At 67.1% G+C, this 19,524-nt stretch carries 17 protein-coding genes and 1 riboswitch; of the genes, 1 reads left to right on the top strand and 16 read right to left on the bottom strand.

The genetic code is table 11. From position 1 onward, the window contains the following. Positions 1 to 19: 19 nt before the first annotated feature. From J2X67_RS19870 to J2X67_RS19890, 5 genes are all read right to left on the bottom strand, one after another. Positions 20 to 409, bottom strand: coding sequence for a GtrA family protein (locus J2X67_RS19870; protein WP_309955695.1), 390 nt, complete (start codon positions 407 to 409; stop codon positions 20 to 22). Then, positions 406 to 1,380, bottom strand: coding sequence for a glycosyltransferase family 2 protein (locus J2X67_RS19875; RefSeq protein WP_309955697.1), 975 nt, complete (start codon positions 1,378 to 1,380; stop codon positions 406 to 408). Before J2X67_RS19875 ends, J2X67_RS19870 begins: the two co-directional genes overlap by 4 nt. Next, positions 1,377 to 3,206 (bottom strand): ArnT family glycosyltransferase, encoded by a 1,830-nt coding sequence (locus tag J2X67_RS19880; RefSeq protein ID WP_409050525.1) that lies wholly within the window; start codon positions 3,204 to 3,206, stop codon positions 1,377 to 1,379. The genes J2X67_RS19875 and J2X67_RS19880 overlap by 4 nt, the downstream gene beginning before the upstream one ends. A gap of 52 nt (positions 3,207 to 3,258) precedes the next feature. After that, the gene (metH, locus tag J2X67_RS19885; RefSeq protein ID WP_409050526.1) at positions 3,259 to 5,973 is read right to left on the bottom strand and encodes a methionine synthase; all 2,715 of its coding nucleotides are present in this window, start codon (positions 5,971 to 5,973) and stop codon (positions 3,259 to 3,261) included. A 61-nt stretch (positions 5,974 to 6,034) separates the two neighbouring features. After that, a riboswitch (S-adenosyl-L-homocysteine riboswitch) is annotated at positions 6,035 to 6,140 on the bottom strand. A gap of 48 nt (positions 6,141 to 6,188) precedes the next feature. Beyond that, positions 6,189 to 6,644: a PACE efflux transporter gene (locus tag J2X67_RS19890; protein WP_309955702.1), complete on the bottom strand. Its 456-nt coding sequence runs from the start codon at positions 6,642 to 6,644 to the stop codon at positions 6,189 to 6,191. A gap of 106 nt (positions 6,645 to 6,750) precedes the next feature. Between J2X67_RS19890 and J2X67_RS19895 the strand changes: the two genes are divergently transcribed. Continuing rightward, entirely contained in the window at positions 6,751 to 7,668 is a 918-nt protein-coding gene (locus J2X67_RS19895; protein WP_309955704.1) for a LysR family transcriptional regulator, read from the top strand. Here J2X67_RS19895 and J2X67_RS19900 read toward each other — a convergent pair whose 3' ends face one another. From J2X67_RS19900 to hutH, 11 genes are all read right to left on the bottom strand, one after another. Continuing rightward, complete coding sequence (locus J2X67_RS19900; RefSeq protein ID WP_309955706.1) at positions 7,669 to 8,490, bottom strand: SH3 domain-containing protein; 822 nt, start codon at positions 8,488 to 8,490, stop codon at positions 7,669 to 7,671. A 75-nt stretch (positions 8,491 to 8,565) separates the two neighbouring features. Next, positions 8,566 to 9,615: a homocysteine S-methyltransferase family protein gene (locus J2X67_RS19905; protein ID WP_309955708.1), complete on the bottom strand. Its 1,050-nt coding sequence runs from the start codon at positions 9,613 to 9,615 to the stop codon at positions 8,566 to 8,568. 48 nt (positions 9,616 to 9,663) lie between these two features. Then, positions 9,664 to 10,479 carry an N-formylglutamate deformylase gene (gene hutG / locus J2X67_RS19910; RefSeq protein ID WP_309955710.1) on the bottom strand — a complete coding sequence of 272 codons (816 nt, stop codon included), beginning with the start codon at positions 10,477 to 10,479 and terminating at the stop codon, positions 9,664 to 9,666. Positions 10,480 to 10,484: 5 nt separating this feature from the next. Continuing rightward, positions 10,485 to 11,870: a formimidoylglutamate deiminase gene (locus J2X67_RS19915; protein WP_309955712.1), complete on the bottom strand. Its 1,386-nt coding sequence runs from the start codon at positions 11,868 to 11,870 to the stop codon at positions 10,485 to 10,487. Then, entirely contained in the window at positions 11,867 to 13,117 is a 1,251-nt protein-coding gene (hutI, locus tag J2X67_RS19920; RefSeq protein ID WP_309955714.1) for an imidazolonepropionase, read from the bottom strand. Before hutI ends, J2X67_RS19915 begins: the two co-directional genes overlap by 4 nt. Before the next feature lie 24 nt (positions 13,118 to 13,141). Further along, positions 13,142 to 13,714: a HutD family protein gene (locus J2X67_RS19925; RefSeq protein WP_309955716.1), complete on the bottom strand. Its 573-nt coding sequence runs from the start codon at positions 13,712 to 13,714 to the stop codon at positions 13,142 to 13,144. A gap of 142 nt (positions 13,715 to 13,856) precedes the next feature. After that, positions 13,857 to 14,525 carry an amino acid ABC transporter permease gene (locus J2X67_RS19930; protein WP_309955718.1) on the bottom strand — a complete coding sequence of 223 codons (669 nt, stop codon included), beginning with the start codon at positions 14,523 to 14,525 and terminating at the stop codon, positions 13,857 to 13,859. Positions 14,526 to 14,537: 12 nt separating this feature from the next. Continuing rightward, a complete protein-coding gene (locus J2X67_RS19935) occupies positions 14,538 to 15,290 on the bottom strand; it encodes a transporter substrate-binding domain-containing protein (protein ID WP_309955720.1) in 753 nt (250 codons plus the stop codon). A gap of 47 nt (positions 15,291 to 15,337) precedes the next feature. Next, positions 15,338 to 16,069, bottom strand: a complete 732-nt coding sequence (locus tag J2X67_RS19940; protein ID WP_309955722.1) for an IclR family transcriptional regulator — start codon at positions 16,067 to 16,069, stop codon at positions 15,338 to 15,340. A 139-nt stretch (positions 16,070 to 16,208) separates the two neighbouring features. Next, positions 16,209 to 17,927, bottom strand: a complete 1,719-nt coding sequence (hutU, locus tag J2X67_RS19945; protein WP_309955724.1) for a urocanate hydratase — start codon at positions 17,925 to 17,927, stop codon at positions 16,209 to 16,211. 24 nt (positions 17,928 to 17,951) lie between these two features. Further along, on the bottom strand, positions 17,952 to 19,505 hold the full coding sequence (gene hutH, locus J2X67_RS19950) for a histidine ammonia-lyase (RefSeq protein ID WP_309955726.1): 1,554 nt from the start codon (positions 19,503 to 19,505) through the stop codon (positions 17,952 to 17,954). Between the last annotated feature and the right edge of the window lie 19 nt (positions 19,506 to 19,524).

Consider the following 19,524-nt stretch of genomic DNA (forward strand, 5'->3'; position numbering starts at 1 on the left):
GGGGGAGGAAGCAACACCGCTACTTCGCGCGAAACACCAGGTACCGCGCAGACAGAAAGTTCACCACCAGCCCCGCGCAGCTACCCAGCGCCACACCAGCCGCCGGCGCCCAAGGCCCGCTGAACCAATGCAGCACAAGCACATACGCGCCATAGTTGACGACCGCGCCGCCCAGCATCGTCACCATGTAGCCCAGATACTCGCGCAGCACTGAGTTGCCGGCGTTCCGCCCGCTGAAGGTATAGCGGCGGTTCAGCACCCACGTGGCGGTGGCTGCCGCAAGAAACGACACCACCCGCGCTCCGTACCAACCCAGCAGCGGCGCCGCAAGGTACAGCACGGTCACGTCGACCACGAAGCCGATCGCGCCCACCACGGCAAACGACAGGAACTCGCGGCCGAGCTTCATCTGGGTGCGCTGTGGCGCACGCCCGGTGTTGCAAGGTAGCGCAGGCGCTTGGCCTCGCGGCGGCCGAGGCGTATGGCGTGCATCACCACGCCGCAAACCATCGACAGCATGGCGGCCAGCATGGCGCCGGTGGCCAGCACCGCCGTGGGGAGCCGCGGCACCAGGCCGGTGTGCATGTAGGTGAGCAGCAGCGGAAAGGCCAATGCAATGGCCCCCGCCGCCAGCAGCGCCGCAATGATCGAGAAGAACTGCAGAGGCCGTTCGCTGATGAACAGCTTGCAGATGGTCTTCAGGATGCGCCAGCCGTCGCGGTAGGTCGAGAGCTTGCTGTGCGAGCCTTCGGGCCGCGTGCTGTAGGCGGTGTCGAGCTCGGCGTAGGGCATGCGCAGCTCCAGCGCATGCACGGTAAGTTCGGTCTCGATCTCGAAGCCGTGCGAAAGCGCCGGAAACGACTTGGCATAGCGGCGCGAGAACACGCGGTAGCCCGAGAGCATGTCGGTGAGGCCGCCGCCGAACAGCTGCGCCACGGCGCCCGTGAGAAGCCGGTTGCCGAAGCGGTGGCCGGCGCGGTAGGTGAGCGCGTTCTGCCCGTCGTCGACGCGGCAGCCCACCACCATGTCGAGGTTACCCGCCACCAGCGCGTCCACCAGCCGGCGTGCGCTGGCCACGTCGTAGGTGGCGTCTCCGTCGACGGTAACGTACACGTCGGCCTCGACATCGGCAAACATGCGCCGCACCACGTTGCCCTTGCCCGGCGCGGCCACGTGCGTCACGAATGCGCCGCTTGCGCGCGCGATGGCCGCGGTGTCGTCGGTCGAGTTGTTGTCGAAGACGTGGACTTCGGCCTCGGGCAGTGCCGCCTTGAATTGCGCGACCACCTGCGCAATGGACAGCGCCTCGTTGTAGCAGGGGATCACCGCCGCAATGCGCATCGGCGTGCGGGCTGCCGCGTGTTGGTCGATATCGGTCATGGTGCGGGGGGAAGAATACGGTAGACCCGGCTGCCGTCTTTCTCGTACTGCAGGGTGAAATATTTGTCGAAATCGGTTCTGCCGCTGAACACCGGCACCACCGAATTCGGAAGAACGACAGCCACGAAGCCCAGCCCGCCGAGCTTGCTTGCCAGGTCCTTGCCCGACAGGCGGCCGAAGTCGGTATAGCGCCACGGCCCGAGGGTGTCGCCCCAGATCGGATTGGGGCCGTAGTAGATCGCCTCGTTCAGGTTGATCTGGTAGACCCGGCCGGTGGCCGTGCGGCGCAGGTAGTCCATGACCGCATAGCCCGGCACGTTCTGGCGCAGGAACGCTTCGCGCTGCTCCTGTGTGGGCGAGATCATCGCGACCTTGCGCGCGGTCTGGCTCACCGACACTGCGGCCAGCACGGCCAGCAGCAGTACGGCCACCCAATCGCCGGCAAGGCCGATAAAGCCGGCGTGGGCGGAAGGTGCGGCGTGGGCGGAATCGGCGACCGGGCTACCGACCTGGCCGGACTTGGCACCGAACAGGCGGCGAGCGCCCTGGGCCATCCACCCGAACAGCACCTGCCAGCCGAGCGCCGCCGCGAATGCGAGCAGTGGAAACGAGGCCGTGAGATAGCGCGGATAGCGCGAGGTCACCAGCCACACCGCCACTGAATAGAAGCAGAACCAGCCCGCGGCGCGCACCGCGGCGGAGCGCTTCCACATGACGCTGAAGGGCAGCAGCACCACCGACCAGATCAGCACGTTGGGGCGCGCGGCGTGGTCGCGCACATCGGCCACCTGCTGCACGTAGTCGGCCGGAATCCAGTCGGTAAAGCCGAACACGCGCGCACCGATGGGGTTGAACGGGTCGCCCGTCATGATGGCGTTGCGCGCATACCAGTACACGCACGGCAGCAAAAAGCAAAGCAGCATCAGCGCCCAGGCCTTGGGCCGCCGCTCGTGCCACAGCACGAACAGCGCCACCAGCGGCAGGAACGTGAGCGCCTGGTACTTGGAGCCCGCGGCCACGCCAAGGCAGAACGCCGCCACGCCGAGCCATCGCATGCCGCTTTGCACCGGCTGCGATTCGCGCCACCACCACAGCGCCACGCACGCGCCGAGCACGAAGAGCGCCACGCCCATGTCGATGAGCGCATTCGAGTAGTCGCCAATGCCGAGCCAGATGGCCGCGCCGATGCAGGCAGTGAGCCGGCTGGCGTGCTGCATGCCAAGGCGGTAGACCATCACGACCGACAGCGCACCGGCCAGCGCATTGAGAAAGTGCGGCAGCACGTCGTCGCCCACCTGCAGCGCAGCCGCATAGAGCAGGTTGTAGTTGTACGGAAACCAGGGGTAGCGCAACCAGTCGTGAATGCCCAGGAAGCCCTGCTCCGCCACCTGCCGCGCATAGGGCAGGTGGTACATCAACTCGTCGAAGGCGGCGGGCGGCGCAAGCGGAGCGACCAGCGCCGGAAGCGCCACCAGGGCCAATACGATCGCGGCGATCTTCTCGGCGCGGCTCCAAGGCACCGCGGGCGCAGTGCCGGCAGCCCGAAGCGTGCGCACTTCGTGCAGCCACGGCCGCAGCTGCAACGCGGCAGCAACCACGCCGGCGGCAATCAGCGCGACGGTGGCGCCCACCTTGAACACGCCAAAGATGGCCAGTGCCTGGAAGCCGCAGATGAAGATGCCCACGCCCAGCGCAGCAGCCATCGAGGCTTCGAGCCAGGCGTCCCGGCGAGGAGGCGGCGCAAGGCGCGCCAGCAATGCACGCCCGAAACCCCAGCAACCGACGACAAAGACCGCCAGTGCCGCGTAGTGCGCGGCAGCAAATATCAACTTCTGAATAACAACTCCCGGCGCCGGTCGGCCACGCCGGCCGGCAGGTTCAAAGGTTCGGCGCCAGCAGGCGCTCGAGATCGGATTCGCTTTCCTTGCGCCGTGCGGCCTGGTCCTGCAACTGGTCGTGTCCGATCTTGCCGACGTTGAAGTACGTCGAGTCGGGGTGGCTCAGGTAGAAACCACTGACGCTGGCGGCGGGCATCATAGCGAGGCTTTCCGTCAAGGTCATGCCAATGTCCGCGCAGTTCAGAAGGTCGAACATCGGGCGCTTCACGCTGTGGTCCGGACAGGCCGGATAGCCGGGCGCGGGGCGGATGCCGCGGTATTTCTCGGCAATCATGTCTTCGTTGCTCAGGCCTTCGTCGGCCGCATAGCCCCAGAGGTCGGTGCGCACGCGGTGGTGCAGCGCCTCTGCAAAGGCCTCGGCCAGCCGGTCGGCCAGCGCCTTCAGCATGATGGCGGAGTAGTCGTCGAGGTCGTCGATGAAATACTTTTCCTTCTTCTCGACACCCAGGCCCGCCGTTACCGCAAACACGCCCACGTAGTCCTTCAGGCCGCTCTCCTTGGGCGCGACAAAATCGGCCAGGCAGCGGCTCGGCCGGGTGACGCCGTCGATCACCTGCTTTTCGGTCTGCTGGCGCATACCGTACCAGGTCATGGCAACCTCGCTGCGCGTCTCGTCGGTGTAGAGCTCGATGTCGTCGTCGTTCACCGTGTTGGCGGGCCAGAAGCCGACCACGCCGCTTGCGCTGAGCCAGCGCCCTTCGATCAGGCGCTTGAGCATGCGCTGGCCGTCGGCATACACGCGCACGGCCTCGGTGCCCACGACCTCGTCTTTCAGGATGGCGGGGAACGGGCCGGCCAAATCCCAGGTCTGGAAGAAGGGACCCCAGTCGATGTACTTGGCAAGCTCGGTGAGGTCGAAGTTCTTGAACACGCGCCGTCCGATGAACTTGGGCACGGGCGGCGTGTAGTGGGTCCAGTCGACGGGCGTCTTGTTGGCGCGCGCCTTGGCCAGCGGCCACATCGGCACCTGCTTCTTGTTGGCGTGCTGCGTGCGCACCTTCTCGTAGTCGGCGTTGATCTCGTCGATGTACGCAGTGGCCTGGTCGCTCAGCAGGCTTTGCGCCACGCTCACGCTGCGCGAGGCGTCGGGCACGTAGACCACCGGGCCTTCGTAGTGCGGCGCAATTTTTACGGCCGTGTGCACGCGGCTGGTGGTGGCGCCGCCGATGAGCAGCGGAATCTTCTTGATGCGGAAGTGGTCGTCCTTCTGCATCTCGCCGGCCACGTACTGCATTTCTTCGAGGCTTGGCGTGATGAGGCCCGAGAGGCCGACGATGTCCGCGCCCTCCACCTTGGCCTTGGCCAGAATTTCGTGGCACGGGACCATCACGCCCATGTTCACCACCTCGAAGTTGTTGCACTGGAGCACCACGGTCACGATGTTCTTGCCGATGTCGTGCACGTCGCCCTTCACCGTGGCAATGATGATCTTGCCCTTGGTGCGCACGTCGCGGCCCGCGGCCTCGTCCTGGCGCTTTTCTTCCTCGATGTAGGGAATGAGGTGGGCCACGGCCGACTTCATCACGCGCGCCGACTTGACCACCTGCGGCAAGAACATCTTGCCTTGGCCGAACAGGTCGCCCACGATGTTCATGCCGTCCATGAGCGGGCCTTCGATCACGTGCAGCGGGCGTCCGCCCTTGGCGAGGATCTGCTGGTAGGCCTCCTCGGTGTCTTCGACGATGAAGTCGGTAATGCCGTGCACCATGGCATGCGAGAGCCGCTGGTTCACGTGCACGGGGCTCTCGGGCGTGCCGCGCCATTCGAGCTTCTTGCTGTCGTCCTTGGCGCCGCTCTTGGCGGTTTCGGCCACTTCGACGAGGCGCTCTCCCGCATCGGGTCGCCGATTGAGCACCACGTCTTCCACGCGCTCGCGCAGCGTGGGCTCCAGGTCGTCGTACACGCCCACCATGCCGGCGTTGACGATACCCATGTCCATGCCCGCCTTGATAGCGTGGTACAGAAACACCGTGTGGATGGCTTCGCGCACCGGGTCGTTGCCGCGAAAGCTGAAGCTCACGTTGCTCACGCCGCCCGACACCTTGGCGCCCGGCAGGTTCTCTTTGATCCAGCGCACCGCGTTGATGAAGTCGACCGCGTAGTTGTCGTGCTCCTCGATGCCGGTAGCAATCGCGAAGATGTTCGGGTCGAAGATGATGTCTTCGGGCGGAAAGCCCACCTCGTCCACGAGGATGCGGTAGGCCCGCTCGCAAATTTCGATCTTGCGCTCGTAGGTGTCGGCCTGGCCCTTCTCGTCGAAGGCCATCACCACCGCGGCGGCGCCGTAGCGCTTCACCAGCTTGGCCTCGTGCTTGAACTTCTCGACCCCCTCCTTCATGGAGATGGAATTGACGATGCCCTTGCCCTGGATGCAGCGCAGGCCCGCCTCGATCACTTCCCACTTGGAGCTGTCGACCATCACCGGCACGCGCGCGATGTCGGGCTCGCTGGCAATCAGGTTCAAGAAGCGGACCATCGCGGCCTTGCTGTCGAGCATGGCCTCGTCCATGTTGATGTCGATCACCTGGGCGCCGTTTTCGACCTGCTGGCGCGCAACGGCCAAGGCATCTTCGAACTGGCCGTTCAGGATCATCCGCGCGAAAGCCTTGGAGCCGGTGACGTTGGTGCGCTCGCCGATGTTGACGAACAGCGACCCGGAATCGATGGCCACCGGTTCAAGGCCGGACAGCTTCATCGGGGGAACGGAAGGCGCGGGAACATCGCTCATGGGGGGGCTCACCTGTGCAGGAAAAAACGTCAGGTGAGCGTCGTTTGCGGCTTGCGCCCCGGCCAACGGGGCGCCTTCCAAGCCTGACGGCGGGCCTGTGGACTTGGGCCGCCGCTGCAACGCTCCTTGGAAGGGAGCGCAATTTTACCGGCTGCGGCAATGGCCGCGGCCTTGGTGGATGTTCAGGCCCCCTGCCCGGCCGCGGCAGCCGGGCTGACCGGCGCCGCCGAGGCCGGCAAGCCGAACACCCGGTCGAAAACCCAGTTGAAGACGAAGGTGTAGACCAGGAAGAACACGACCAGCCCCAGATCCATGACCAGTGCCTGCCAGAGCGACACCCCCAGGCCCCAGGCAAAGAGCGGCACCAGGAAGGCGATCAGCCCGCCTTCGAAGCCGATGGCATGCGCAATGCGCCGGCGCACACTGCGCCCCCGCACCGCCTGGCGCGATTCCCAGCGCTCGAACAGCGCGTTGAAAGCCAGGTTCCAGAGGACGGCAATAACCGATGCGGCCACCGCCAGCACACCGGAATGGCCCAGCCCGGCATCCGTCATCAGCGCCAGGCCGGCACTGGCGGCCACGATGGCAATCCCTTCGTAAAGGGTGATGTAGACGACGCGGCGCTGAAACCCCTGCATGAAAATTCCTCTTGGCAAACGAAAACGATGGCTGGACTTTATTTGCCTGAAGCTGATATAAAAAGTTAAGTTATTTCAATTCAATTGATAGATCGAGGGCGGCTGAATGGCCTTTTCCAGCGACACCGTTGAAGTCTTCCTGGCAGTGATCGACCACGGCTCCTTCTCGGCGGCGGCGCGCGCGCTGCACAAGGTGCCCTCCGCCGTCAGCATGGCCATTGCCAACCTGGAGGCCGAGTTGGCGCTGCTCCTCTTCGACCGCAGCGGCCGCGAGCCGCAGCCCACCCCGGCAGCGCGATCGCTCGAGCCGCAGGCGCGGCTCCTGGCGGCCCAGTTGAAGCAGTTGCAGGTGCAGGCCCTGGCGCTCACGCAGGGGCTCGAAGACCGTCTGACGCTGGCCATTGCGCCGGAGCTCCTGGCCGCGCCGTGGAGCGGGCCGCTGGCTGCGCTGGCCGATGAATATCCGCTGCTGCAGGTGGAGGTGCTGGCCGCCCCGCAGGCCGACGCGCTGGCGCTGCTGCACAGCGGACGTGCCCAGCTGGCGCTGGTGTTCGAGCGCCCCAGCCTCGATGGCCGCGAAGGTTTCCAGGAAGTGGGCAGCGACACCATGGTGGCCGTGATGGCGCCACACCACCCGGTGCTGCTTGCGGCGGCCGGCGAGCGGCTGCGCGAAGAACACCTCACGAACACGCGGCAGATCGTGGTGGCCGGGCGCGATCTGGCAACCAGCGACCCACGTTTCGTATTCGCGCGCCACGTCTGGCGCACCGACAACGCGCTGGCCGCGCTCAGCCTGATCACGGCCGGGCTCGGCTGGGGATGGCTGCCGCGCAACTTTGCCAAGCCCCACGTAGCCGCGGGTGCGCTGGTCGAAATCCCGTTCGAAAACCTCAGCAACGGGCTCGACCTGTGGGTCGACGTGGTGTGGTCGCGCGAGCGGCCGCTGGGGCTGGGCGCGCAGCGCTTCGTGGCGCTGATTGCGCGCGACCGGCAGGCCGCGGCGGGGATTGCGTCGGCGGGCTAGCTAGTCCCGGTGGCCATGGCCGTGTCCGCCGCCCTTGCCACCGCCTCCGCCGTGGCCTCCACCCTTGCCGCCGCCGTCGCCTCCACCGCCGTGGCGACCGCCCCCTCCGCCGCCACCGCCACCGCCACCATCACCACGGCCGTGACGTCCGCCTCCGCCGCCGCCCGGATGCATCTGCGGCTGGCCGGGCGGCGGTCCGGGCCTGAAGGCCGGCTGCGGCCGGGGCGGCCTGAAGCCGGGGTCCGATGGCGGGCGAAAGTCCGGCCTGGGCTGTGGTGGCCGGTGGCCCTGTGCGTGCTGCGGACGAACGCCCGGCCCCGGCGCGGGCTTGAAACCCGGGCCCGGCCACGGCCTGGGTTGCCAGGCCGGCCGCACGGGCGGCGGCGGGCGCCAGCCCGGCACTGGCGGAGGCGGCGGCCGGCTGCCCCACCAGCGCCGCTCGCCGTACCAGGGCCGGTCGCGGTAGTAGTTGGACCAGTAGTTGCCGATCACGAAGGTCACGACCGGCACGCCGATCACCGCCGCGTAGGTCGAGAGCGGCACGCGCTGCTCCTGGTAGGCGTAGTCGAGGCTGCGGGCCCAGACCCAGCCGCGCCCGCCGTCGGGCAGCACCACGTCGCACCAGCTGTAGCCGCCGGTACAGCCCATCACGTCGAGCGGCTGGCCCGGCGCGAGGCGGGCCACCAGCGGATAGTCGCCCGAGGGGCCGGCGCGCATGTTGACGGTGCCGCGCGTGAAGGCCTGCTGCGCCGTTGCCGCAAGAGGCAGCGCCAGTGCAAGCGCACCGATGCCGACCCAGCGCATGGAAAATTTGTTGTTCATCAATGGCTTCCTTTGCGCCGCCAGCCTAGGCGGCGGCCCGGATGCCGTCAATCAGCCGGGGGCGCAAACCCCTGGTCAGGCCGCTTCCCGGTAGAAGCCGGCGTTGTTGTTCAACAGCCTTCCGGGCACAGGCGCCACGGCCTGGCCGATGGCGGCGATGTGGTCCGGCGTGGTGCCGCAGCAGCCGCCGACGATGTTCACCAGCCCTTCGGCCGCAAACTCGTGCAGCAGCCGCGAGGTCACGTCGGGCGTCTCGTCGAAGCCGGTTTCGCTCATGGGGTTGGGCAGGCCCGCGTTCGGGTAGCAGCTGATGAAGGTGTCGCCCGCCACCTTTGCCAGTTCCTGGATGTAGGGGCGCATCAGCGCCGCGCCCAGTGCGCAGTTCAGCCCCACGGCCAGCGGCTGCGCATGGCGCACGCTGTGCCAGAAGGCGGTCACGGTCTGGCCGCTCAGGATGCGGCCCGAGGCGTCTGTCACAGTGCCGCTGATGATGAGCGGCAGGCGCTGGCCGCTGTTGTCGAAATACTCGTCCACCGCGAACAGCGCGGCCTTGGCATTGAGCGTGTCGAAAATCGTCTCGACCAGGATCACGTCTGCGCCGCCTTCGACCAGCGCCTCGGTCTGCTCGTAGTAGGCCGCGCGCAATTGCTCGAAATCGACATTGCGCGCGCCCGGGTCGTTCACGTCGGGGCTGATGCTCGCCGTCTTGGGCGTCGGGCCAAGGGCGCCGGCCACGAAGCGGGGCTTGTCGGGCGTGCTGAACTTGTCGCAAGCCGCGCGCGCGAGCTTGGCCGACTCGAGGTTCATCTCGCGCGCCAGGTGCGCCATCTTGTAGTCCTCCTGCGCGATGGTGGTCGCGCCGAAGGTGTTGGTCTCGATGAGGTCGGCGCCCGCCGCAAGGTATCCCTCGTGGATGTCGCGGATCACGTCGGGCCGCGTCAGCGAGAGCAGTTCGTTGTTGCCCTTCACGTCGCGCTTGAAGTCCTTGAAGCGCTCGCCGCGGTACTGCTCTTCGGTGAGCTTGAAGCGCTGGATCATCGTGCCCATGGCGCCATCGAGGATGGCGATGCGCTTTTCGAGGATGCCGGCGAGTGCCTGGCCGCGGGTGTAAACAAGGGGCTTCATAGCCCCCGATTGTAGGAAGCGGGGCTGCCCCTCGCGGCCGTCAGTGCTTTAGCGGCTTTCGACGAAAGCCAGCACCGCCTCGATCATTCGCCGCACATGCGGCTGCACGCCGGCCGCTAGCTCGGGCAGGTAGTCGAAGGGCAGCTGCTCCTGCATGTAGCTCGACTGCGTCATTTCCAGCTGCACCGCATGCACGCCCGCGGCCGGGTTGCCGTACTGGCGCGTGATGTGGCCGCCCTTGAAGCGGCCGTTGAGCACGCCGGTGTAGCCCGCGGCCGATTCGGCGATGCTGAGCAGCGTGGCTGCCAGCGCCGGGTCGCAGCTCGTGCCGTTGCCGGTGCCCAGGTTCAGGTCGGGCAGCTTGCCTTCGAAGAAGCGCGGCAGCACCGAGCGGATCGAATGCGCGTCCCACAGCGCAATGGTGCCGTGCGCGGCCTTCAGGCGGTCGAGTTCGGCTTGCAGCTGCTGGTGATACGGGCGCCAGACCGCTTCGCGCCGAGCCGCGATTTCTTCGTCGTCCGGCAGATCGTCGCCGGACGCGTAGACGGGCGTGTCGTCGAAGGTGTCGACAGGGCACAGGCCGGTGACGCTCTGGCCCGGGTACAGGCTGGCGCCGTCCGGCGGACGGTTCAGGTCGATCACGTAGCGCGAGTGCGTGGCAACGAGCACCGAGGCGCCGAGCTCGTCGGCAAAGTCGTACAGCCGCTCCAGGTGCCAGTCGGTGTCGGGCACGTGGCGTGCCTCTTCGGTAAAGCGGGCGGCCAGCGCGGGCGGCACATGGGTGCCGACGTGCGGCATGGAAATGAGCAAGGGACGCGTGCCCTGGCGAAAGCGGAATGCGGGTTCGGTGGTGCTGAAACTCATGGGGCTCAATTTTCCAGAAGAAGCTGGCCGCGCGCTGCGACGAATGCGGCGGCAGCCTCGTTGTGCAAAGCATGGCGGCCGGCCTGCACGCGCGGCCGGCCTGCCACCCACACGGCATCGATGGCCGAGGTGCGGTGGCTGGCAAAGACGTGCGACGACAGCATGTCGGGCGCGGCAAGGCCCTGCAGCGCAAGCCGCGCGGCATCGAGCACGACGAAGTCGGCTTGCTGCCCCACCGCCAGCCCGCCGATGGGCCGGCCCGAGGCCTGCGCTCCACCGGCCACCGCTTCGAGCGTGAGCGCGGTGGCCACATGCGGTTGCGCCGTGCTCGCGCCGACGTTGCGCTGCCGCTTGCCGAGGCGCTGGCTGTATTCGAGCATCAGCAGCTCTTCGGCCGCATTGACGGTGGCATGGCTGTCGGAGCCCACGCCCCAGGTCCCGCCATGGTGGCGCCATGCCGAAAAGTCGAATATGCCGTCGCCAAGGTTGGCTTCGGTGGTGGGGCACAGGCCGGCCACCGCGCCGCTCTTGGCGCCGCGCTCGTATTCGGCCATGTCCATGTGCGTGGCATGCACGAGGCACCAGCGCGCATCGACCGGCGCATGGTCGAGCAGCCATGCCACCGGGCGCTGGCCGCTCCAGGCCACGCAGTCGTCGACTTCCTTGGTCTGCTCGGCAATGTGGATGTGGATCGGCGCGCCGGGGTCGATAGCCTCGAGGCCCGCCACGGCTTCGCGCAATGCATCGGGCGGCACGGCACGCAGCGAGTGCGGTGCAAGACCCAACTGTGCGCCCTGTGCGTCGCACACGGGCTTGAGCGCGTCGAGCAGGCGCAGCATCGAATCGGTAGAGCGGATGAAGCGGCGCTGCCCTTCGTTGGGCGGCAGGCCGCCGAAGCCGCTGGTCTGATAGAGCACGGGCAGCAGCGTGAAACCGATGCCCACCTTTTGCGCAGCGCGCAGCAGCGCGAGGCTGAGCGTCGCGTCATCTGCATACGGGCGGCCGTCGGTGTCGTGGTGCACGTACTGAAACTCGCACACGCTGGTGTAGCCCGCTTCGAGCATCTCGGCATAGAGCCAGGTGGCAATGGCTTCCATGTGCTGCGGCCCAAGGCGCGCGGCAAAGCGGTACATCAGGGTGCGCCAACTCCAGAAGCTGTCTTGCTGCTCGGCGCGATGTTCGGTAAGGCCCGCGAAGGCGCGCTGGAAGGCGTGCGAATGCAGATTGGGCATGCCGGGGATGACGGGGCCGTTTGCCATCTGCGAACCGGCGGCAGGCTGGGCAGCGGACTGCGCCTGGGTGAGCTGGCCGGCATCGTTCCACGACAGCAGGACGTTCTTCGCCCATCCGGCGGGCAGCAATGCATCGGCCGCGAACAGCGTGCGTGTCATGCGGCGGCTCCCTTGGCGATGCGGCCTTGCCGCACGACGGTGCGCACCGGGCGCTGGCCAAACCAGTAGGCCAACTCGGCCGCTTCGCGCACGTTCCACAGCACGAAGTTCGCAGGCATGCCCACCGCAATGGCGCCGTGCGTTTCTTGCAGGCCGAGCGCGCGCGCCGCGTGCACCGTCACGCCGGCCAGCGCCTCGGGCACCGTCAGGCGGAACAGCGTGCATGCCATGTTCATCATCAACAGCAGGCTCAATGCCGGCGATGTGCCCGGGTTGTGGTCGGTCGACACGGCCATCGGCACACCGGCGGCGCGCAACGCCTCGATGGGCGGCAGGTGCGTGTCGCGCAGCGTGTAGTAGGCGCCGGGCAGCAGCACGGCCACGGTGCCCGACCGGCGCATGGCCTCGATGCCCTCGGCCGACAGGTGCTCGATGTGGTCGCACGACAGCGCGCCGTAGCGCGCGGCCAGCGCCGCACCGCCCATGTCGGAGAGCTGCTCTGCATGCAGCTTGACCGGAAGGCCCAATGCTCTCGCAGCCTTGAAGACCTGCTCGGTTTCAGCAAGGGAAAAAGCGATGCGCTCGCAGAACACATCCACCGCGTCGACCAGCCCCTCGGCCGCGAGCGCAGGCAGCATCTGGCTGCAGACGAGGTCGATGTAGTCGCCGCTGCGGCCTGCGTATTCGGTCGGCAGCGCATGCGCGCCGAGAAAGGTGGTGCGCACGGTCACGCCGTAGGCCTCGCCAAGGCGCCGCGCCACGCGCAGCTGCTTGCGCTCGTGCTCGAGCGAGAGGCCGTACCCCGACTTGATTTCGATGGCGCAAACGCCGTCGGCCAGCAGCTGCTCGAGCCGTTGTGCGGCTTGCGCAAAGAGCGTGTCTTCATCGGCTTCGCGGGTGGCGCGCACCGACGAGACGATGCCGCCGCCTGCCTTTGCCACTTCTTCGTAGCTCGCGCCCGCGAGCCGCATTGCGAACTCGTTGGCACGCTGGCCGCCGTAGACCAGGTGGGTGTGGCAATCGACCAGGCCCGGCGTGACAAGCGCGCCGCCAGCGTCATGCGACGCAAGGCCGGCGAACTCGGCGGGCAGCGCCTGGCGCGCGCCTACCCAGCGGACCATGCCCCCTGACACCACGATGGCTGCATCGGCAGCGGCTTCGGGCGCGGTGCCCGGCGCCGCATCGGGAGCGAGGCGAAGGCCAGTCCAGAGGCCATCGGCTGATGGGTAAGAGGTTGCGGGTGTCATGAATCTCTTTCGGTATTCCAGAGCTTACGCCGGCACGATGCGAACCGCCGCCAGCCGCGCGCCTTCGTCCTCCGGCACGGCTTGCCACGCTTGTGCGTCTTCGGCCCAGTACACGCCCTCTCCCTCCGCGCGCGGCTCGCCGTTCAGGCGCCAGGTGCCGCGCAGCGCAAGCAGCACGCCGTGCGGCGCGGGCTCTACCACCGAGGGCTCGGCGAGCACCTGCACTTCGGCGCGCCACCGGCCGCGCCGCGCCATGATGTTGAAGTCGTTCGATGCGCCGCCGAGCAGCGCGCAATCGATCGCCTCGTCGCCGCTGAAAGTGAAAGGCCTGTGCGGCGCGTCGAGCCGGTGGTCCGTTCGCCCGTCGGGTGTGAACAGCCGCACGCCGTCGCCTTCGAGCAGCATGATGCTGCGGTCGACCCCTTCGAACACCGAGAACGGCCCCGGCGCTGCAATGGTGGCGATGCTCGCGCGCCAGCTGAAGTCGTCGAGCCCCGCGCCCTCGGGCCAGCTGACGATTTCCTGCGTGGTGCCGCCGCCGTTCTTCCAGGGCCTGGCCGGGAGCGATGCGCGGGAGAAGCGCTGCACGCGGTTCATGGCCGGCCCTCTTGCTCCTTCCCCTTCCGGGGGAAGGCCGGGATGGGAGCAGTGCCCAACGAGCGCCGGGCATCGGTCGAGGCCATCGTGCCCCCACCCCAGCCCTCCCCCGGAAGGGGAGGGAGAAAGACGAAACGCAGGTTCATCGCATCAGCCCGCCTTGCCGCAGCTTCTGCTCGAAGTGCCTGAGCACCAGTGTCAACGTGCCCGTGAGCACGAAGTACACGAGCGCAATGGCAAGGTACACCTCCAGCGAGCGGTAAGACACGCTGATGATCTTCTGCCCTTCGTGCATCACGTCATGGATGGTGAGCAGCGACACCAGCGCCGAGTTCTTGATGAGCGCGATGAACTCGTTGCCCAGCGGCGGAATCATGCGCACCACCGCCTGCGGCAGCACGATCTCGCGCATGGCCGTGCCGGGGGTCATGCCCAGCGACTGGGCCGCCATGGTCTGGCCCTTGTCGATCGACTGGATGGCGCCGCGCACGATCTCCGACACATACGCGCCCGAGTACACGCCCAGCCCGAGCACGCCGCACAGGAAGGCCGGCAGCAGGATGCCGAAGTGCGGCAGGCCGAAGAACAGGATGAACAGCTGCACCAGGAGCGGCGTGCCGCGAATCGCCGCCACATAGGCCGTGCAGATGCCGTAGAGCCAGCGCCGCTTCGGGTTGAGCCGCCCAATGCCGACCACAAGGCCCAGCACGCAGCCGAGGGCGAGCGCGCAGGCGGTAATTTCTACCGTGACCAGCGCGCCGCGCAGCAGGTCGGGCCAGCCTTGCCAGACCGGCGAAAAATCGAAATCCATGAGTCGCCCGAATTACTTGGCGCTCGCGCTGAACCACTTCGCGACGATTTGCGCATAGGTGCCGTCGGCCTTGAGCTTTTCGATGGCGCCGTTCACGGCCTTGGTGAGTTCGGGCGTGTCCTTGCGGATGGCCATGCCGTATTCCTCGGTGGTGATCTGCTCGGGCAGCACCTTGAGGCCGCCGCGCGTGCGCACGTACTGGTAGGCGGCGGGCTTGCCGGTGACGGCCGCATCGGCGCGGCCGATGTCCACCAGGTTGAACATCTCCTGGTTCTTCTCGACTTCCATCAGCTGTACCTGCGGAAACTTTTCCTTGGTGTACGAAACCGACTTGGTGCCCACCTGCACGCTGACCTTCTTGCCGTTGATGTCGGCCGGCGTCTTGATGGCTGTGTTGCCGTCCTTCACCATCACGACCAGTCCGCCCGCGTAATACGGCACCGTGAAGTCGACGACCTTCTTGCGCTCTTCAGTGATGTAGATGCCCGAAACAGCCATGTCGAAGCGCTTGGAGACGAGGCCCGGCACGAGGCCCTTGAAGTCGATGTCGATCCATTCGATCTTGCGGCCGAGCGTCTTGCCAATGGCCTCGACCAGCTCCACGTCGAAGCCGGTGCGCTTGCCGTTCTCGACGAACTCCATCGGCGGAAATGTGGCATCGGTGGCCACGCGCAGTGGCTCGCCCTGGGCTTGCGCGGTGGCGGCAAAACCGAAGAAGGCAAGGCTGGAGAGTGCGGCGGCAATGAGGGTGCGGCGGGTGTTCATGTGAAGGCTTCCGTGGGTTGAAGAAAGAAAAAATGCGTTGGTGGCCGCTACTGCAGCGCGCGCGAAATGCGCGCCGCCGTGACAACGGTCATGTGGAGCAATGCAGCTTCCATGCCCTCGACACGCGTGAGCGGCGCCATGAGCGTGATCGCGCCGCGCAGGCGCCGGCCCGATGCAAGCACGGGTGCGCTTGCGCCCCACACGCCGGCGTCGACCTCGCCATGCGTTACTGCATGGCCGGCCTCGCAAATGGCGTCGAGCTCGGCGACGCGCTGTGCGCGGCGCTCGGGGCTTTCGCCGAATGCGTCGAGCAATGCATCGCGCTGGTCGGTCGGCAAATGGGCCAGCAGGCACTTGGCGCTTGCGCCGTCTCGGGCCGGAACGCTGCGGCCCCGGTCGAACGAACAGCGCAGCGACTGCTCGCTGTCGATCATCTCGAGGCACACCACACGGTCGTTCACGGCCGTGACCAGCGCCACGCTTTCGCGGCTCTGCTGCGCAAGCGCGCGCATGTCGGCGCGCGCAGCCATAACAAGGTCGGAGTTGCCGTCGAAGCCTGTCGCAAGCTGCACGCTCACGGGGCCCGGCGAATAGCGCCCTTCGGCCTCCATGACGAAGCCCCAGCGCCGCAGCGTGGCGATCTGCCGGTACAGCGTGCTCTGCGAAAGGCCTGTGGCCTGCATCAGTTCCGCCGCCGACATGGCCGCCTTGCTTTGCGCCAGCACCGACAGCACCAGCAGGGCTCGGTCGTTGTGGGCAGGAGCTTCGGGCGGCGTCATCGGGAGCTGTTGCGAGAGGTCGAAAAGTGGGTTCGGCGTGCAGTATCTTGTCCGCCGTTCCCACGTCCAAGCCTTGATTCCCACTGAGTGGGAATCGGCGCGTTTTTTCTTTTTACCTTCGTCTTACTGCCAGCTCCGCTCAGCGCACCATCGGCAACTTGAGGCCCTGCTTCTTTGCGGTGGCCACTGCAATGTCGTAGCCTGCATCGGCATGGCGCATGACGCCGGTGGCCGGATCGTTCCACAGCACGCGCTCGATGCGCTTGGCGGCTGCATCGGTGCCGTCGCACACGATGACCACGCCCGAGTGCTGCGAATACCCCATGCCCACGCCGCCGCCATGGTGCAGGCTGACCCAGGTGGCACCGCCGGCGGTGTTGAGCAGCGCATTGAGCAGCGGCCAGTCGCTCACGGCATCGGTGCCGTCCTTCATTGCTTCGGTCTCGCGGTTGGGGCTGGCCACGGAACCCGTGTCCAGGTGGTCGCGGCCGATGACGATGGGCGCCTTGAGTTCGCCGTTCTTCACCATCTCGTTGAAGGCCAGGCCCGCGATGTGGCGCTCGCCAAGCCCCAGCCAGCAGATGCGCGCGGGCAGGCCCTGGAAGGCGATGCGCTCACGCGCCATGTCGAGCCAGCGGTGCGTGTGGGTGTTCTCGGGGAACAGCTCCTTGATCTTGGCATCGGTCTTGTAGATGTCTTCGGGGTCGCCCGACAGCGCCACCCAGCGGAACGGGCCCTTGCCTTCGCAGAACAGCGGGCGGATGTAGGCCGGCACGAAGCCCGGAAAGTCGAAGGCGTTCTTCACGCCCTCGTCGAAAGCGACCTGGCGGATGTTGTTGCCGTAGTCGACTGTGGGAATGCCCATGGCCTGGAAGTCGAGCATGGCCCGCACGTGCACGGCGCAAGACTTGGCGGCGGCCTTCTTGAGCGCGTCGTGCTGCGAGGCGTCCTTCATCGCGGCTTGCCATTGCGGCACGCTCCAGCCCGAAGGCAGGTAGCCGTTGATAAGGTCGTGCGCCGAGGTCTGGTCGGTCACGAGGTCGGGCTTGATGCCGCCGGCCTTCGCCCGCTTTACGAGTTCGGGCAACACGTCGGCCGCGTTGCCGAGCAGTGCGATGGACACGGCTTCCTTCGCGTCGCAGTGCTGCTTGATGAGCTCCAGCGCATGGTCGATGTCACGCGCCTGCTTGTCGACATAGCGCGTGCGCAGGCGAAAGTCGATGCTGGTCTGCTGGCACTCGATGTTGAGCGACACCGCGCCCGCCAGCGTGGCCGCGAGCGGCTGCGCGCCGCCCATGCCGCCAAGGCCGGCCGTCAGAATCCACTTGCCCGCAAGGCTGTTGTTGTAGTGCTGGCGGCCTGCTTCGACAAAAGTCTCGAAGGTGCCCTGCACGATGCCCTGGCTGCCGATGTAGATCCAGCTGCCCGCGGTCATCTGGCCGTACATGAAGAGGCCCTGGCGATCGAGCTCGTTGAAGTGCTCCCAGTTGGCCCACTTGGGCACGAGGTTCGAATTGGCGAGCAGCACGCGCGGCGCGTTCTCGTGCGTCTTGAACACGCCGACGGGCTTGCCCGACTGGATGAGCAGCGTCTCGTCGTCGTTGAGCTCCTTGAGCGAAGCAAGGATCTGGTCGTAGCAGGCCCAGTTGCGCGCGGCACGGCCAATGCCGCCATACACGACGAGGTCTTGCGGACGTTCGGCCACCTCGGCGTCGAGGTTGTTCTGCAGCATGCGAAACGGGGCTTCGGTGAGCCAGCTCTTGCAGTTCAGTTCGCTGCCCCGCGGCGCGCGGATCACGCGCGTGGGGTCATGGCGCGGGTCGGTGTTTTGCAGCGGGAGCTTTTCGGGTGCGTTCATGGCGAGGTTCTCCTTGATCTGTGTTCAGGCGTGGCTGGGCAAAATTTTCAGAAGCGCGGCGGGCAACTCGGCCTTCAGCGCCCACTGGCGCATGGCTTCGATGTCTGGCGCGAGGTAGCGGTCGGTTTCAAGAAAGGCGACCTTCTGGCGGATGTTGGCGAACTCGGCTTCGACCAGGGGCGAGCTCTTGAGGTTTCGGTTGAGTTCGATGCCTTGCGCGGCCGCCATGGCTTCGATGCCGACGACCACCGCAGTGTTGTTGACCATGTCGCCGAGGCGCCGCGCCGCGAAGGTGGCCATCGACACATGGTCTTCCTGGTTGGCCGAAGTGGGCAGGCTGTCAACGCTGGCGGGATGCGCGAGCGACTTGTTCTCCGAAGCCAGGGCGGCCGCCGTGACCTGCGCAATCATGAAGCCCGAGTTCAGGCCGCCGTCTCGCACCAGGAACGGCGGCAGGCCCGAAAGGCCGGTGTCGAGCAACAGCGCAATGCGGCGCTCGGCAATGGCGCCGACCTCGCTCACGGCGAGCGCGATGATGTCGGCCGCAAAAGCGACCGGCTCGGCGTGGAAGTTGCCGCCCGAAATCACTTCGCCTGTGTCGGTAAAGACCAGCGGGTTGTCCGACGCGGCATTGGCCTCGATCACCAACACGCGCGCAGCATGCGCGAGGTTGTCGAGGCAGGCGCCCATGACCTGCGGAATGCAGCGCACCGAATACGGGTCTTGCACGCGGCCGCACGCTGCATGCGACGGCACGATCTCGCTGCCTTCGAGCAGCGTGCGCACCGCGCCCGCCACGGCAATTTGCCCTGGCTGGCCGCGTGCGGCGTGAATGCGTGCATCGAAAGGCTTGATCGAACCCTGGATGGCCTCGAGCGAGAGCGCGCCCGACATCAACGCCGAGGCGAACACGTCTTCGGCGCCGAACAGGCCGGCAAGCGCGAGCGCGGTCGACACCTGCGTGCCGTTGAGCAGCGCCAGGCCTTCCTTGGGGCCGAGCACGAAGGGCTCGAGGCCGACGAGGCGCATGGCCTCGGCACCGCTGACCACGGTACCTTCAGCAGTGGTCGCCTCGCCCTCGCCAATCAACACGCACGCCATGTGCGCGAGCGGTGCGAGGTCGCCCGATGCGCCCACCGAGCCCTTGCAAGGAATGCGCGGCATGACGCCCGCATTGAACAGGGCCAGCAAGGCATCGACCAGCGCAGGCCGGACGCCCGAGTGGCCGCGCGCCAGGCTGACGGCCTTGGTGGCCAGCACCATGCGCACCACCGGTGCAGCCAGCGGCTCGCCCGTGCCCACGCTGTGCGAGAGCACGAGGTTGCGCTGCAGCTCGGCCAGGTGGTCGTTGCCGATGCGGGTGCTCGCAAGCTTGCCGAAGCCGGTGTTGATGCCGTAGACCACCTGGTCGTTTTCGACGATGTGGCGCACCGCCGCCTCAGCACTGGCCATGCCGCTCTGCACCGACGGGTCGAGCGCCAGCCGCACGCCACCGGCCTGGATGCGGCGCAGCATGGCGAGGTCCACCTTGCCCGGCGTGAGGGTCAGGGTGGCGGGGGTGTGATTGCTTGTTGGCATATGAACCTGTCTATACAAG

This window comes from Variovorax sp. 3319 (assembly GCF_031456585.1).
GTDB classification, from domain to species: Bacteria; Pseudomonadota; Gammaproteobacteria; order Burkholderiales; family Burkholderiaceae_C; genus Variovorax; species Variovorax paradoxus_P.

Bases quoted from the DNA above. Each gene is read 5' to 3' on its own strand.
- J2X67_RS19870 (WP_309955695.1), bottom strand. From the start codon at position 409: ATGAAGCTCGGCCGCGAGTTCCTGTCGTTTGCCGTGGTGGGCGCGATC.
- J2X67_RS19875 (WP_309955697.1), bottom strand. From the start codon at position 1,380: ATGACCGATATCGACCAACACGCGGCAGCCCGCACGCCGATGCGCATT.
- metH (WP_409050526.1), bottom strand. From the start codon at position 5,973: ATGAAGCTGTCCGGCCTTGAACCGGTGGCCATCGATTCCGGGTCGCTG.
- J2X67_RS19890 (WP_309955702.1), bottom strand. From the start codon at position 6,644: ATGCAGGGGTTTCAGCGCCGCGTCGTCTACATCACCCTTTACGAAGGG.
- J2X67_RS19895 (WP_309955704.1), top strand. From the start codon at position 6,751: ATGGCCTTTTCCAGCGACACCGTTGAAGTCTTCCTGGCAGTGATCGAC.
- J2X67_RS19900 (WP_309955706.1), bottom strand. From the start codon at position 8,490: ATGAACAACAAATTTTCCATGCGCTGGGTCGGCATCGGTGCGCTTGCA.
- J2X67_RS19905 (WP_309955708.1), bottom strand. From the start codon at position 9,615: ATGAAGCCCCTTGTTTACACCCGCGGCCAGGCACTCGCCGGCATCCTC.
- hutG (WP_309955710.1), bottom strand. From the start codon at position 10,479: ATGAGTTTCAGCACCACCGAACCCGCATTCCGCTTTCGCCAGGGCACG.
- J2X67_RS19915 (WP_309955712.1), bottom strand. From the start codon at position 11,870: ATGACACGCACGCTGTTCGCGGCCGATGCATTGCTGCCCGCCGGATGG.
- hutI (WP_309955714.1), bottom strand. From the start codon at position 13,117: ATGACACCCGCAACCTCTTACCCATCAGCCGATGGCCTCTGGACTGGC.
- J2X67_RS19925 (WP_309955716.1), bottom strand. From the start codon at position 13,714: ATGAACCGCGTGCAGCGCTTCTCCCGCGCATCGCTCCCGGCCAGGCCC.
- J2X67_RS19930 (WP_309955718.1), bottom strand. From the start codon at position 14,525: ATGGATTTCGATTTTTCGCCGGTCTGGCAAGGCTGGCCCGACCTGCTG.
- J2X67_RS19935 (WP_309955720.1), bottom strand. From the start codon at position 15,290: ATGAACACCCGCCGCACCCTCATTGCCGCCGCACTCTCCAGCCTTGCC.
- J2X67_RS19940 (WP_309955722.1), bottom strand. From the start codon at position 16,069: ATGACGCCGCCCGAAGCTCCTGCCCACAACGACCGAGCCCTGCTGGTG.
- hutU (WP_309955724.1), bottom strand. From the start codon at position 17,927: ATGAACGCACCCGAAAAGCTCCCGCTGCAAAACACCGACCCGCGCCAT.
- hutH (WP_309955726.1), bottom strand. From the start codon at position 19,505: ATGCCAACAAGCAATCACACCCCCGCCACCCTGACCCTCACGCCGGGC.